At 36.6% G+C, this 14,381-nt stretch carries 13 protein-coding genes; 8 read left to right on the top strand and 5 right to left on the bottom strand.

Annotated elements, in window-relative coordinates; genetic code table 11:
* Window positions 1-7: 7 nt before the first annotated feature.
* Both AAEU33_RS02940 and AAEU33_RS02935 read left to right on the top strand, forming a co-directional pair.
* Window positions 8-1,120, top strand: coding sequence for an efflux RND transporter periplasmic adaptor subunit (locus AAEU33_RS02940; protein WP_345990878.1), 1,113 nt, complete (start codon window positions 8-10; stop codon window positions 1,118-1,120).
* Window positions 1,120-4,218: a CusA/CzcA family heavy metal efflux RND transporter gene (locus tag AAEU33_RS02935; protein WP_345990877.1), complete on the top strand. Its 3,099-nt coding sequence runs from the start codon at window positions 1,120-1,122 to the stop codon at window positions 4,216-4,218. The genes AAEU33_RS02940 and AAEU33_RS02935 overlap by 1 nt, the downstream gene beginning before the upstream one ends.
* Before the next feature lie 121 nt (window positions 4,219-4,339).
* Here AAEU33_RS02935 and AAEU33_RS02930 read toward each other — a convergent pair whose 3' ends face one another.
* The 5 genes from AAEU33_RS02930 to AAEU33_RS02910 all read right to left on the bottom strand — a co-directional run bounded on the left by AAEU33_RS02930 (window position 4,340) and on the right by AAEU33_RS02910 (window position 8,110).
* A complete protein-coding gene (locus AAEU33_RS02930) occupies window positions 4,340-4,576 on the bottom strand; it encodes a hypothetical protein (protein ID WP_172284580.1) in 237 nt (78 codons plus the stop codon).
* Window positions 4,577-4,705: 129 nt separating this feature from the next.
* Entirely contained in the window at window positions 4,706-5,680 is a 975-nt protein-coding gene (locus tag AAEU33_RS02925) for a DUF6624 domain-containing protein (protein WP_345990876.1), read from the bottom strand.
* A gap of 168 nt (window positions 5,681-5,848) precedes the next feature.
* Window positions 5,849-6,319 (bottom strand): YciI family protein, encoded by a 471-nt coding sequence (locus AAEU33_RS02920; protein WP_345990875.1) that lies wholly within the window; start codon window positions 6,317-6,319, stop codon window positions 5,849-5,851.
* 44 nt (window positions 6,320-6,363) lie between these two features.
* Entirely contained in the window at window positions 6,364-7,542 is a 1,179-nt protein-coding gene (gene pncB / locus AAEU33_RS02915) for a nicotinate phosphoribosyltransferase (RefSeq protein WP_345990874.1), read from the bottom strand.
* A gap of 91 nt (window positions 7,543-7,633) precedes the next feature.
* A complete protein-coding gene (locus AAEU33_RS02910; RefSeq protein ID WP_345990873.1) occupies window positions 7,634-8,110 on the bottom strand; it encodes a Dps family protein in 477 nt (158 codons plus the stop codon).
* Between the two features lie 102 nt (window positions 8,111-8,212).
* Here AAEU33_RS02910 and AAEU33_RS02905 point away from each other — a divergent pair, with 102 nt between their 5' ends.
* The 6 genes from AAEU33_RS02905 to rpsJ all read left to right on the top strand — a co-directional run bounded on the left by AAEU33_RS02905 (window position 8,213) and on the right by rpsJ (window position 14,352).
* A complete protein-coding gene (locus AAEU33_RS02905; protein WP_345990872.1) occupies window positions 8,213-9,808 on the top strand; it encodes a hypothetical protein in 1,596 nt (531 codons plus the stop codon).
* A gap of 145 nt (window positions 9,809-9,953) precedes the next feature.
* Window positions 9,954-10,901, top strand: coding sequence for a sulfatase-like hydrolase/transferase (locus AAEU33_RS02900; protein ID WP_345990871.1), 948 nt, complete (start codon window positions 9,954-9,956; stop codon window positions 10,899-10,901).
* Between the two features lie 92 nt (window positions 10,902-10,993).
* A complete protein-coding gene (gene rpsL / locus AAEU33_RS02895; RefSeq protein ID WP_002983146.1) occupies window positions 10,994-11,407 on the top strand; it encodes a 30S ribosomal protein S12 in 414 nt (137 codons plus the stop codon).
* Window positions 11,408-11,429: 22 nt separating this feature from the next.
* A complete protein-coding gene (rpsG, locus tag AAEU33_RS02890) occupies window positions 11,430-11,906 on the top strand; it encodes a 30S ribosomal protein S7 (protein ID WP_172284566.1) in 477 nt (158 codons plus the stop codon).
* Between the two features lie 6 nt (window positions 11,907-11,912).
* Entirely contained in the window at window positions 11,913-14,030 is a 2,118-nt protein-coding gene (gene fusA / locus AAEU33_RS02885) for an elongation factor G (protein WP_172284564.1), read from the top strand.
* 16 nt (window positions 14,031-14,046) lie between these two features.
* A complete protein-coding gene (gene rpsJ / locus AAEU33_RS02880) occupies window positions 14,047-14,352 on the top strand; it encodes a 30S ribosomal protein S10 (protein WP_002661363.1) in 306 nt (101 codons plus the stop codon).
* The last annotated feature ends 29 nt before the right edge of the window (window positions 14,353-14,381 follow it).

Genomic DNA, 14,381 nt, shown 5'->3' with positions numbered 1-14,381 from the left:
TATGAAAATGAATAGCACAAAATATATAGCAGCTGGCTATTTTTTAGCACTTGTTGTCCTGACCGGTTGCACAGAGAAAAAGCTCAATGAAAATACGGGATCCGAAAACTACTGCATTAGCAAAGAGCTAAAAAAAGATCTTAAGCTGGCAAAAGTAGAAATGCGCTCTGTGGAAGAAAATATTACTCTTACCGGAGAAGTTGAAAGCAATTCTGATAAAACAGTTCCTTTTGTAAGTTTAGTGGATGGAGTGGTTACGGATACTTATTTTTCCTTGGGTGATTATGTGAAAAAAGGACAAGTCCTTGCCAGTATAAAAAGTGTATCCCTAAACGAAATGCAGGATGATACCCAAACTTTACAGGCTCAGCTGGCTGTTGCTAAAAGAAAGCTCTCTTCTGTGGAGGCAATGTATAAAGATGATATTGCCTCACAAAAAGATTTGCAGGAAGCAAGGTCTGAAGTTCAGATTATACAGTCCAATATGTCCAAAACCAAAAAGAATATGCAGCTGTATTCTGCAGGCAGTACAAATATGCAGGTTAAAGCTCCTGCAGATGGTTACGTAATTGCTAAAAATATTTCTACCGGTATGCCTGTAACTGCCGGAGGTGAACAGCTTTTTACCATTTCCAATCTTGATAAGGTGTGGGTAATGGCTAATGTGTATGCTACCAATATGAGACATGTGTACGTGAATCAGCCTGTAGTAGTAAAAACGCTTGCCTATCCGGATGATAGTTTTTCCGGAAAGATTAATGTCATCTCCCAGGTTTTTAATGAAAATGAAAGAGTGTTGAAAGCTAAAATTATTATGGACAATAATAATATGAAACTTAGACCGGGAATGTCTGCAGATATTGTTTTACCTATTAATGCACAAAACAGAACAGCATTGGCAATTCCTGCCAAAGCTCTGATCTTTGATAATAACCAAAGTTATGTTGTGGTCTATAAAAAAGATTGTGCCATAGAAATGAGAGCTGTTACCGAAGTGGCATCCAACAGTCAGTACATTTATGTAGAAGGAGACCTTAAAGAAGGGGAGATGGTTATTGCTTCCAATGGATTGCTTATCTACGAAAACATGAAAAATCAATCCAATAATTCTACGAAGTAATGCGAAAATTTGTACAAAGTATAGTTTCTTTCTCGTTAAAAAATTCTTTGATTGTACTTCTGGGTACTCTGCTTTTGCTTGCTGGTGGAATTTATTCTTACATGCATACTCCAATAGAAGCGTTTCCGGATGTTACCAACACCAGGGTGAGGGTAATTACACAATGGCCGGGACGAAGTGCTGAAGAGATAGAAAAATTTGTCACGCTGCCAATTTCAAAAGAAATGAGCACAATACCGAATAAAACCTCAGTACGGTCTATTTCTTTATTTGGTTTATCTGTGGTGACGGTTATTTTTGATGATCATGTGGATGATTTTTATGCCCAGCAATATGCTTCGAACCGATTGGGGAATGTTGAACTTCCTAATGGAGCAAATTACAGTATAGAACCACCTTCAGGTGCTACCGGAGAAATTTACAGATACATCATTAAAAGTAAATTGCCTATTAAAGAGGTTACCTCTATTCAGGATTGGGTGATTGAAAGAGAGCTTCGTGCGGTCCCGGGGGTTGCGGATGTTGTAAGTTTCGGGGGAGAAGAAAAGATTTATGAAATAAAGATCAATCCAACTGAATTACATAATTATGATCTTTCGCCATTGGATGTTTATGAAGCTGTTTCCAAAAGTAATATTAATGTAGGGGGAGATGTGGTTTCAAAAGGAGATCAGGCATATGTGGTTCGTGGTATAGGGCTTCTGGAAAGTAAAGAAGATATTGAAAACATACAAATTGAGGTTAAAGGATCCACCCCGATCCTGGTGAAGCATGTGGCCGAAGTAAAAGTTTCTGCCAAGCCAAGGTTAGGGCAGGTGGGGTACAATAAAGAAAATGATGTTGTAGAAGGAATTGTGATCATGCTTCGTGGGGAGAATCCGAGTGAGGTGATTGGACGTCTTAAAGAAAGAATCGGTGAATTGAACGGAGGAGAATTGCCAGGCGATGTAAAGATCGTTCCTATAATCGATCGTACAGAACTTGTAAATACCACTGTGCATACCGTATCCAAAAATTTGGTGGAAGGTGTGATTCTGGTATCTATTATTGTATTTATATTTTTATACAATTGGCGAACAACATTCATCGTGGCGTCGGTTATTCCTTTGGCATTTTTATTTGCGATCATTATGCTGAGGATCCAGGGATTGCCGGCTAATCTTATTTCAATGGGAGCCCTTGACTTTGGACTGCTTCTTGAGGGGACACTCGTTATTGTAGAGCATGTTTTTGTAGCTCTCGAACAAAAGGCCAAAAAGGTAGGCTTACGGCGATTCAATAAAATGTCGAAACTGGGCATTATCAAGAAAAGTGCGGGAAGTGTCGCAGGGTATATTTTCTTTGCTCTTTTAATTCTTATTGTAGCGTTAATGCCTATTTTCTCCTTCCAGAAAGTAGAAGGTAAAATGTTTTCTCCATTGGCATTTACCCTGGGATATGCTTTGCTGGGGTCTTTGATTCTGAGTTTAACTTATGTTCCTGCAATGTGTAAACTTTTGCTCACGAAGGATATAGAAGAAAAGGAGAATTTTATTTCGAAATTTTTCAGGGTGAACATTTATAAGCTTTACGAGTTAAGCGCACGCTACAAAAAAGCTTTTATTATTGGATTTGGGGTTCTTTTGGTTATTTGTGGATGGAGATTTTCCAATTATGGATCGGAATTTTTACCAAAGCTTAATGAAGGGGCAATTTACGTTCGTGCCACCCTTCCCAATAGTGTAAATCTCGATGAATCCGTGAGGCTTACTAAAGAAATGAAACAAATACTTTCCAGATATGATGAAGTGGAATTTGTAATGACGCAAACCGGTCGTCCGAATGACGGAACAGACCCGACGGGGTTTTTTAATATTGAATTTAATATTCAGTTAAAACCTGAAAATGAATGGAAGAAAAAGATTTCCAAAGAAGAACTTCTGGAGGAAATGAGGGTTTCGCTGGAAAAATATCCGGGTATTAATTTTGGGTTCAGCCAGCCTATTCAGGATAATGTGGAAGAATATGTGGCAGGGGTAAAGGCTCCTCTGGTGATCAAGATTTTTGGTAATGACCTTTTCCAGCTTGAAAACTATGCCAATCAGGTTGCGAATTCCATTAGAACCGTACCCGGAATTTCCGATGTGAATGTTTTTAAAAATATAGGCCTACCGGAATTGAGGATCCAGCTTCATGACTCTAAAATGGCAAAATACGGTGTCTCAACTGCTGATGCACAGGCGGTGATTGAAATGACTATCGGAGGGCAGGCAGCAACAAAATTCTATGAAGATGAAAGGATGTTTGACGTGATGCTAAGATTTGAAAAACAATATCGCGATAATCCGGAGAAAATAGGAAATATTCTGATTCCGACACAGGATAATAAGAAGGTGCCGTTGAAGGAAATTGCAACGATTGACTACCATACCGGGCCATCCTTTATTTATCGCGAAGGTAATAGCCGATATATTGGTGTCGGATTTAATATTGAGGGACGAGATCTTGGAAGTACGATTAAAGATGCAAAAGCAAAAGTAGCAAAAGATGTACATATTCCTAAAAACCATAAAATGACCTGGGCAGGGGAATTCGAAAGTAAAGAGAGGGCTGCCAAACAGTTGACAATGGTTGTTCCGATTTCGCTCTTGCTTATCCTGATGTTGCTTTACTTTAACTTCGGTAACATTAAAGATACACTGATTTCATCTGTAACATTGGCTTTTGCATTTATTGGCGGGTTTTTATCACTTTGGTTTACCGGAACTATTTTTGGAATTTCAGCGGGAATAGGGTTTATTATCCTGTTTGGTGTTGCAACAATTGACGGAATTGTATTAATAGGGGTTATGAAAGAAAATCTTCAGAATAAAATGTCCCTGAAAGAAGCAATCAACCAGGGAGTTCAAAGCAGAATCAGACCGGTGATAATGATTGCCTTGATGGGGTCAATGGGACTTTTTCCGGCAGCAATGTCCAATGGAATGGGGTCTGAGATTCAAAAGCCTTTAGCCATTATGATCGTGGGAGGATTGATTATATGCATGATATTGTCTTTTACCGTATTGCCTGTTATTTTCTATTATGCATATCAGAAAAAATACAAAGCAACATTATAATTCTTTCAATTTTATTACATGTTAGTTTTGTTTGCCGGAATGTGAGGATTCCGGCATTTTTTTGATTTATGAATAAAAAAATGAGCCGGAAAGCTCACTTTGTATATTGTCTTTGGTCAGATTATGGCGTGATGATAATCGGATCCGGGAACGGCTCAAGCACCAATGGCTTGCACATTGCGGCCGGTTCGCATCTTCCACCCATACATATAAAATTAGTCATCGTGGTAGAGCCGTCAGGACATCTGATCAAGGCCTCACCAGGACATCCTCCCGGGCATTGTGCCGGATACAATGTTCCTCCCATTACATCTTTTAATTCTGTTCTTGAAAGTTTTTTTGAATTAGATTTTTTCATGGTTTAATTTTTTTTGTTTAGTGATTATCTTTTATAACTTTTTTATAATTACGTAAATAAGAATGAGTTAGATACACTAAAGTAGTAAATTATTCCATGAGAATAGAACTATCTGAAAATAATTTTATTCTATTTGCGTTTTTCTTTGGCTTCGAGATTCGGTAGATCTTTTTTATATTGCTCCGGGTCCCACTTCATATTCCAATGGGTTACATATTCTGCTAATGGAGGAAGTCCAACTTCTGCCCGCCTTTTATCTACATGGTCAGGATCTTCTAAAGGTGATACATAAAATGCATGAGTTTCAGGATCTTGCCCAATCTGGCTTCCATAAATTTGCTTTTTACCTTGTCTTAAAGCGATTCTATCCTCTAAAAGAGCTAAGCTACCGCTTTGGGCTTTGCCATTTTTTACAGCTTCCCTCATCATAGGCAAATATTTTACCTGCGTCTCCAAATCAGCATGTTGGATAACAAGAAATAAGGTAGTGTTTCCCTGGTTACCTACTACATCAGGGCCTAACCAACCATATTTATCAAGAATAGCTTTTACTTCTATTAAATTTAAAGAATCCTTTTTAATTATAGTTCTCCAATGCTCTTGCATTTCCTTTGAATCCCGGCCGTATTTTTTTTCAATTTCTCCAATCTCGCGTCTACCGTTTTGATCTTCATTATAAATGCTTCCAAGCTTTTCAACCAGAGGTTTATTCAATTTGGCATCTGCTTTCTCCTTGTTGAGTTTAATTTTTTCAAGCAATGGCTTCCATCGAACATCTGCATGCAAAGAGATCAGATCCGTATCTCCTGTTATATGGTTATAATTACTAAATTGAGAAGCAATTTTTTCCAGCTGAGAAAATGCGCTATCCGTTACGGATGCCATTGCCCATGAGCATGCTGCATTATATCTGTCATTAAGAGAGGCTTTCCACCCATTAGACCTAAATGCTTCGGAATAATTATTAGCAGAGTTTTTAAAATCCTTGGCTTTATAAAATGCTTCGGCCTTTTTTACTTTCTCCGTATATTCTTTTGGAGTATTTTGCCCGAAGAGTAGTTTTGCTGATACTAAAAATATCAAAACAAATAGTCTTATTTTCATTGTTGTTATTTTGTTATGGGTGAAGATATAATTATTATTTTAATTGGAAATAAATAATATAAAACAAAAGCAATTAAGGACAGTTGTAACAAATACAGCCAGATTGCCTCTTGTTTTTCAGGTAATTCATTCTGTTTAATTAAATATATAAAGAGGATAAAAGCCTATTTATGGATTTTCCTTTGTGATCTCTTGGTGATGCTTTACATACAGAGGCAAGGCAGCTGATCCATACCAGGGAAGAAGTTCATAGCTGAAAACTCCGGCCTTTACTGCAGGGTCTGTTTTTACCCATTGTTCGGCTTCTTCTTTAGACTTGGTATTGAAAATAAACATTCCACGATAATTTTCCTTATTCTTTTCTAAAAAGGGTCCGGCTACTATAATCTTTCCCTCGTCAGCTAATTTTCCAATATTAGCCATATGTCCCTTCATTATCTCACTCATTTTAGCTTTGTCTTCAATTTTTACGGGTCCTGTTGTAAGCATAACAATAGTATAAGCCTTCATTCCATATTGATCTGCTCCCAGCGAAGTAGCCAGTTCCTGGTTGAATTTCGGTTTTACCGCTTTTTTCTCTTGAGCGAAAGATAAAGTTACTATCAAGAGACTAAGAGAAAAATAAATTTTAAATTTCATGATATAGTAGTTATTTAGTTATAAGTCTGACATCTGATATCTACTTAATCTTTTATTCTAAGAAATTCTTTTGCCAATTCGATCATTTTTGGATCACCTGTATATTTTCCATGTTCATCAGATAATTTTACAGTTGGGATCCATTCTTTATTTGGAGCCTGTACACCAATTAATTTCATAACTATATTCATCGGTTTCAAACCGACATCATTGGTAAGATTGGTTCCGATTCCAAATGAAACACCGATTTTACCTTTACAGTATTTAGTGATTTCTTCTACTTTTTCAAGATTTAATGCATCAGAGAAAATGATGTATTTAAAGAGTGGATTGATTCCATTGTTCTTGTAATGGGCGATCGTCTTATCAGCAAATTCCAGTGCATCACCACTATCATGGCGTACTCCGTCAAACAACTTTGCAAACTTTTTATCAAACTGCTGGAAAAACACATCAGTGGTATATGTGTCTGAAAGAGCAACCCCAAGGTCACCTCTGTACACATCTACCCAATGTTCCAAGGCCAGTTCGTTGGCCATTTTGAAGCCATATTCGGCCGCATGAAACATGAACCATTCATGTGCATGGGTTCCGATAGGCTTTACCCCATATTTCATGGCGAAATGAACATTTGAACTTCCTATGAAAGTGGAGTCTTTTTTTTGGGTCAGGGCTTCCATCACCAGGTTCTGAACTTTGTAAGAATGCCTTCTTCTGGTTCCGAATTCTGCGAAAGTAACACCAAGCCTTCCTAATGAATCTGCTTTTTCTATGGTTCTATGCATAACGATTTCATTGGAATCCCTTTCCATATGGTTCATTTCGTAATGCAGCTCGCTGATCAATGCTAATAAAGGAACTTCCCACAAGATAGTTCTGTACCAAAGCCCCTCAACAGTTACCGAAAGATCACCGCCATCCTGATGGATCTTTACTTCGGAAGGATCATAATGATACCCTTCCAAAAAATCAAGGTAGGGAAGGTCGATGTAAGGACAGGTTCTCGCCATAAACTTTTTCTCCTCTTTGGTGAGCTTAAGTTCGGCCATTTTGTTTACAGCTTCTCTTAGGGCAATATCAAAACCTTCCGGAAACTGATGTTTTCCTCTGTTGATAAATTCATATTTAACTATGGAGCTTGGAAATAATTTGACCACGGCATTCTGCATGGTTATTTTATAGAAATCATTATCTAGAATGGAATTCAGTCGTACGTCGTGCATATTGTGTAATTTTAACGCAAATTTAATAATTAAAAATAAAAATCGTCTAAATGTAAGACGATTTTTTTTATATATCGATGATCTTTGTGGGTTATTTACCCAGATAAGAGTTATACATCCATACTTCTTTTTCCTGCTCCGTAATATAGTCGCTCATTTGTGAATTTGTTCCCTCATCTCCTGCTTTCTCGGTGATATCAAGAAGCTCTCTCTGAAGATCCAAAACTACTTTGAAAGAATTTAAAATGATTTCTACGCTTTTCGTTCCGTCACTTACTTCCTTACTTTCTTTAATTGTAGATATTTTTAAATAGTCTGAATAATTATGTCCGGGAGTTGCTCCTAAGGTCAGGATTCTTTCGGCAATTTCGTCGATCTTTAATACAAGGCTATTATATAATTCTTCAAATTTCGGGTGTAGTGTGAAAAACTGGTCACCTTTGATGTTCCAGTGAGAACCTCTTGTGTTTTGATAAAATACTGAATAATTGGCTAATAGTACACTAAGCTTTTCCGAAATGTTTTTACAATCGGTTTCTTTAAGACCGATAATACTGGCATTTTTCATACGTTTATTTTTTTATGCTATATATGCAGTAAATATTGTGCCGAAATAGTAGGTTCCTGATTGATGATACTTATCTTTGGTATTCTTATAATTTATCATAAAATGTCGTCATCGCGAAATATAGGTTTGCAGAGTTTCTTTTTATCTTTTTTTGTATTTTTTGGTATCTGTATATTTTATTATATACTTAGTATTTCAAAAACAGATGGACAATATGTATATCCTCTTGACGACGCTTATATTCATCTCGCTATCGCTAAGAATTTTGCTTTACATGATGTATGGGGAATTACAAGGTATGGGTTTTCGTCTACTTCTTCCTCTCCCTTGTTTACTTTTATGATCAGTTTTTTAATCCAGGTATTCGGTAATCATGATCAGATCCCTCTGTATTTTAATATAACCTTCGCGTTAGGAATTGTTTATTTCCTTTCCATGTATTATGGAGAAACTTTCAGGAATGTAAGAAATACTGTTTTAGCAACGTTGGTTACTTTGTTTTTTGCTGTTTTGCATTTGCAGGTACTCTCCGGTATGGAACATGTTTTTCAGGTATTTCTTTTTATCGTCAATATATATTCCTTCAGCAATTGGAATAAGAGCAGGATGGCAGTTCCGGCATTTTATCTTTCCCTTATATTGATGGGGCTGGTCCGCTTCGAAAGTATGTTTTATTTTGTGATCCTCGCTGGTGTTCTTATTACGGTTAAAAAATGGAAAAATGCCTTAGGTGTTTTAATTGCAGGTTTTGTCCCTGTATTACTATTCTGTTATTTCAATTATCAGCAGGATGGTTATTTTTTTCCCAATTCAGTTGTGGTAAAAGGAACTCAATTGACTTTAGGACCTGAAATGTTTGTGCGGCTTAAAACGATCTTTCTTGATCATTTATTCCTTAATAAAAGCTTTTATAAAATAGGTATTTTTCCAATTTTAATAAGTACTGTTTTCATATGCAGAGATACTATCAGGAATAAGTCTTTAAAAGAAGTTATTATAAAGAACTTTTTCCTAATTGTTTTTTCCCTCTTAATGATTTGTCATGCCATGTTTGCTGATCTTAAAGGGATGTTCAGGTATGAAGCCTATATATTGACAGGGTTTTGTATGGCAATTATTCCCAGAATATCTGCTCTGTTTTCTGACTATAAAAGTTACATCAAAGGAGAAAAACTTATTACTATCCTGGTAATTATGAATATCCTGCTTCTTTTTTATAAAAGTTGGTTCGCAGATCGTATTCTTGAGAATGGCGGAAAAAATATTTATGAACAACAAATACAATCCGCAAGATTTTTACATACCTATTATAATACGTCTAAAGTGGTAGCGAATGATATTGGTGCTATAAGTTACTATACAGATATCCATTTGCTGGATATTGTGGGGCTTGGATCTGTAGAAATGATTCCTTTTACCGCTGATAAAAGAAATTTAGATGAGGAATTTGAGAATTTTCTAATTCAATATACTACTAATAACAAATATGAAATCGCAGTAATATATGATGAATGGTTTCAGGGGCATATTCCACGAAATTGGAAAAAAATTGCCGTTTTGAAGATTAAAAATATGATTGCTGTATCAAAAGATGAGGTTTCCATTTATGCGCTTGAGCAAACTAATCCAGAGACATTAAGAAGAAATATCCGGGATTTTAAGTGGAATAAGAACGTTGAAGTTCGTATTGTGGACTAGTAGATGAAGAAAGCTTTTTATTAATTTCAGTTTCGTGATTTCTATTACATACTGTTGTTATGATTAATTTTAAAAATGTATAACAATTAATTAATTTTACTCGATGATGTATTTTCCTAATTTTAGAACCAAAATTCTACAAATTATGAAAAAGACTATTTTACTTTTAGCATTCCTTCTTTTTATTTTTTCATGTTCAGATAGAGATAAAGACGGACAGGCGCCTACTGAAAAAAAATACGAAACCAAGAATGTTGTTTTATTGGTTGTAGATGGTCCCCGTATTTCTGAGACCTGGGAAGAATCAACAAAAAAGAATATTCCTAATAGAGTGAGCCTTTTGAGTCAAGGAGTATTTATCAGTAATTTTAAAAACAATGGAACTACGAGTACTAACCCCGGACATAGTGCCATGTGTTCCGGAGTATATGAAAATATTAAGAATAATGGTACGGAGTTACCAGGTTATCCTTCGGTAATGCAACAATGGTTGAAATATACCGGAGCAGCTAAAACAAAAGCTTGGATTGTATCTTCTAAAGATAAACTGGAAGTTTTAAATAACTGCAAGCAGGTAGACTGGAAAGATAAATTCCAACCAAGTGCGGATTGCGGGGTAAGTGGAAATGGCTCAGGCTACAGGGCTGATGATGTAACAATTTCCAGGGTGAAAAATATAATGGGACAATATGCACCAAATATTATTGTCATCAATTTAAAAGATGTTGATTCTTATGGACATGCTAACAATTGGAACGCCTATATTAATGCAATAAAAACGACGGATGCTTCCATTAAAGAAGTGTGGGATCATATTCAGTCTCTTCCTGCCTATAAAGATAAAACTACTCTTATTGTTTCTAATGATCACGGGAGACATTTGGATGCCAATGGTGGTTTTGCAGAGCACGGGGACAGTTGTAACGGATGTAGGCATATTGAATTTTTTGCTCTTGGGCCGGATTTTAAAAAGAACACTACGATTAGTACCGGAAATTATGAGCAGATTGATATAGCAAGTACTATTGCCGAACTTTTAGGAGTTCCTTTACAGTACGCTAAAGGAAAAGTAATCAAAGAAGTATTCAAATAAATATTTTAGTTTCAAGTATATAAAAAATATATAACTACTTGTCAATTAAAAAAATATTACTATTTTTGCAGCTTAAAATAAAAAGCAATTAAATGCCTACTATTCAACAATTAGTAAGAAAAGGAAGAGCCACGCTTGCCAAGAAGAGCAAATCGGCTGCCCTTGATTCTTGTCCACAAAGACGAGGTGTATGTACGAGAGTATATACTACCACTCCTAAGAAACCTAACTCTGCACTTAGAAAAGTAGCAAGGGTAAGACTTTCAAACGGTAAAGAAGTCAACGCCTACATCCCGGGCGAAGGACATAATCTTCAAGAGCACTCGATAGTATTGGTAAGAGGCGGAAGGGTGAAAGACCTACCGGGAGTACGTTACCACATCGTAAGAGGTGCATTAGACACTGCAGGTGTAAATGGAAGAACACAGAGAAGATCTAAGTACGGAGCTAAGAGACCTAAACCAGGTCAGGCAGCTGCTGCACCAGCTAAAGGAAAGAAAAAATAATCATTAAATAAGGTACAAAACAATGAGAAAGACAAAAGCGAAAAAAAGACCGTTGTTACCAGATCCAAAATTTAATGATCAATTGGTAACTAGATTTGTAAATAACCTAATGCTAGACGGTAAAAAGTCTATCGCATTCAAAATTTTCTATGATGCATTAGACGTTGTAGAAACTAAAAAAGGAGAAACTGAAAAGACTTCTCTTGAGATCTGGAAAGATGCCCTTACTAACGTAATGCCTCACGTAGAAGTACGTTCAAGAAGAGTAGGTGGTGCTAACTTCCAAATCCCAATGCCAATCAGAGCTGATAGAAAAATTTCTATGGCGATGAAATGGTTAATTAAATATTCTAAAGCTAGAAATGATAAGTCTATGGCTTTGAAATTAGCTAACGAAATTGTTGCTGCTTCTAGAGAAGAAGGTGCTGCTTATAAAAAGAAAAGTGACACTCATAAAATGGCGGAAGCTAACAAAGCTTTCTCACACTTTAAATTCTAATCTGAAATGGGAAGAGATCTTAAATTTACAAGAAATATTGGTATCGCTGCTCACATTGATGCAGGTAAGACTACCACTACAGAAAGGATTTTATTCTATACTGGTGTAAACCACAAAATTGGAGAGGTTCACGATGGTGCTTCTACAATGGACTGGATGGAGCAGGAAGCAGAAAGAGGTATTACCATTACTTCTGCTGCAACTACTTGTTCTTGGAACTTTCCAACAGATCAAGGAAAACCTGTAGCCGACACTAAACCTTACCACTTCAACATCATCGATACACCGGGACACGTTGACTTCACAGTAGAAGTAAACAGATCTTTGAGAGTATTGGATGGTTTGGTATTCTTATTCTCTGCAGTAGATGGAGTAGAGCCTCAGTCTGAAACAAACTGGAGACTTGCTGACAACTACAAAGTTGCTAGAATGGGATTCGTAAACAAAATGGACAGACAAGGTGCTGACTTCCTTAACGTTGTAAAACAAGTTAAAGAAATGTTAGGATCTAATGCAGTTCCAATCGTTTTACCAATCGGTGCTGAAGAAGACTTTAAAGGTGTTGTAGACTTAATTAAAAACAGAGCCATCATCTGGGATGAAGCAGGACAAGGAGCTACTTTTGAAGTAGTGCCAATTCCTGAAGACATGAAAGCTGAGGTTCACGAATATAGAGAGAAATTAGTTGAAGCTGTAGCTGACTATGATGAGACTTTGATGGAGAAATTCTTCGAAGATCCGGATTCAATCTCTGAAGAAGAAATCAACGAAGCTCTTAGAAAAGCTACTATTGATTTATCTATTATCCCAATGACTTGTGGTTCTTCATTCAAAAATAAAGGAGTACAGTTTATGTTGGATGCAGTATGTAAATACTTGCCTTCTCCATTGGATAAAGATGATATCAAAGGTACTGATCCAAGAACAGACGCTGAAATTACAAGAAAACCAGACGTAAATGAGCCTTTCGCGGCTTTAGCATTTAAGATTGCTACTGACCCATTCGTGGGAAGATTAGCATTCTTCAGAGCATACTCTGGAAGATTAGATGCAGGTTCTTATATCCTGAACACTCGTTCTGGAGATAAAGAAAGAATCTCAAGAATCTATCAGATGCACGCTAACAAGCAAAATCCTGTAGAATATATTGAAGCAGGAGATATTGGTGCAGCAGTAGGATTCAAATCTATCAAAACTGGTGATACGATGTGTGATGAGAAAAACCCAATCGTTCTTGAATCGATGGTTTTCCCTGATCCGGTAATCGGTATCGCTGTTGAGCCTAAAACTAAAGCGGACCAGGATAAAATGGGTAACGCATTAGCGAAATTGGCTGAAGAAGATCCAACGTTTACTGTTAGAACTGACGAAGCTTCTGGACAAACGATTATCTCTGGTATGGGTGAGCTTCACTTGGATATCATTGTAGACCGTATGAAGAGAGAGTTCAAAGTTGAAGTAAACCAAGGACAACCTCAGGTAGAGTACAAAGAAAACTTAACAAAAGTTGCCAGCCATAGAGAAGTTTACAAAAAACAATCAGGTGGTAAAGGTAAATTTGCTGATATTGTATTTGAACTAGGACCTGCTGACGAAGGTAAAGTTGGTTTAGAATTCATCAATGAGATCAAAGGTGGTAACGTTCCAAGAGAATTCGTTCCTGCAATTGAAAAAGGATTTAAAGCTGCAATGAAGAACGGTCCATTGGCTGGTTTCGAAGTTGAAGGTATTAAAGTTACTCTTAAAGATGGATCTTTCCACGCGGTGGATTCTGATGCTCTTTCTTTCGAATTAGCTGCTAAATTAGGATTTAAGGAAGCTGGTAAAGCTGCTAAGCCGGTAATTATGGAGCCTATTATGAAACTGGAAGTTGTAACTCCGGAAGAATATATGGGTAACATTATTGGTGACCTTAACAAGAGAAGAGGTACGATCAGTGGTCAGGAAGAAAAGAACGGTGCTGTAGTTATCAAAGGTTCTGTTCCACTTTCTGAAATGTTTGGATATGTAACAACTCTAAGAACACTTTCATCAGGAAGAGCTACATCTTCTATGGAATTAGAGAAATACGCTCAGACTCCACAAAACGTTGCTGAAGAAATCATTGCTAAAGCAAAAGGTTAATTTTTAAATTAAAGAAATGTCACAAAGAATCAGAATAAAACTAAAATCTTACGATTACAACTTGGTAGACAAGTCTGCTGAGAAAATCGTAAAAACGGTAAAGGCTACCGGGGCTGTTGTAAACGGACCTATTCCATTACCAACTAACAAGAGAATCTTCACGGTGTTGAGATCTCCACACGTTAACAAAAAAGCAAGAGAGCAGTTCCAATTATCAGCTCACAAGAGATTGATGGATATCTACTCTTCTTCTTCTAAAACTGTTGATGCTCTAATGAAATTAGAGTTACCAAGCGGTGTTGACGTAGAAATTAAAGTGTGATAATTGCATACTTTGCAATGATTATAGAA

It is taken from the genome of Chryseobacterium sp. Chry.R1, from assembly GCF_039645525.1.
GTDB lineage: Bacteria > Bacteroidota > Bacteroidia > Flavobacteriales > Weeksellaceae > Chryseobacterium > Chryseobacterium proteolyticum.
The sequence above is the reverse complement of the archived record's forward strand: the minus strand, read 5'-3'. Positions and strand labels throughout refer to the sequence as shown.

Bases quoted from the DNA above. Each gene is read 5' to 3' on its own strand.
- AAEU33_RS02940 (WP_345990878.1), top strand. From the start codon at position 8: ATGAATAGCACAAAATATATAGCAGCTGGCTATTTTTTAGCACTTGTT.
- AAEU33_RS02935 (WP_345990877.1), top strand. From the start codon at position 1,120: ATGCGAAAATTTGTACAAAGTATAGTTTCTTTCTCGTTAAAAAATTCT.
- AAEU33_RS02930 (WP_172284580.1), bottom strand. From the start codon at position 4,576: ATGAAAAAATCTAATTCAAAAAAACTTTCAAGAACAGAATTAAAAGAT.
- AAEU33_RS02925 (WP_345990876.1), bottom strand. From the start codon at position 5,680: ATGAAAATAAGACTATTTGTTTTGATATTTTTAGTATCAGCAAAACTA.
- AAEU33_RS02920 (WP_345990875.1), bottom strand. From the start codon at position 6,319: ATGAAATTTAAAATTTATTTTTCTCTTAGTCTCTTGATAGTAACTTTA.
- pncB (WP_345990874.1), bottom strand. From the start codon at position 7,542: ATGCACGACGTACGACTGAATTCCATTCTAGATAATGATTTCTATAAA.
- AAEU33_RS02910 (WP_345990873.1), bottom strand. From the start codon at position 8,110: ATGAAAAATGCCAGTATTATCGGTCTTAAAGAAACCGATTGTAAAAAC.
- AAEU33_RS02905 (WP_345990872.1), top strand. From the start codon at position 8,213: ATGTCGTCATCGCGAAATATAGGTTTGCAGAGTTTCTTTTTATCTTTT.
- AAEU33_RS02900 (WP_345990871.1), top strand. From the start codon at position 9,954: ATGAAAAAGACTATTTTACTTTTAGCATTCCTTCTTTTTATTTTTTCA.
- rpsL (WP_002983146.1), top strand. From the start codon at position 10,994: ATGCCTACTATTCAACAATTAGTAAGAAAAGGAAGAGCCACGCTTGCC.
- rpsG (WP_172284566.1), top strand. From the start codon at position 11,430: ATGAGAAAGACAAAAGCGAAAAAAAGACCGTTGTTACCAGATCCAAAA.
- fusA (WP_172284564.1), top strand. From the start codon at position 11,913: ATGGGAAGAGATCTTAAATTTACAAGAAATATTGGTATCGCTGCTCAC.
- rpsJ (WP_002661363.1), top strand. From the start codon at position 14,047: ATGTCACAAAGAATCAGAATAAAACTAAAATCTTACGATTACAACTTG.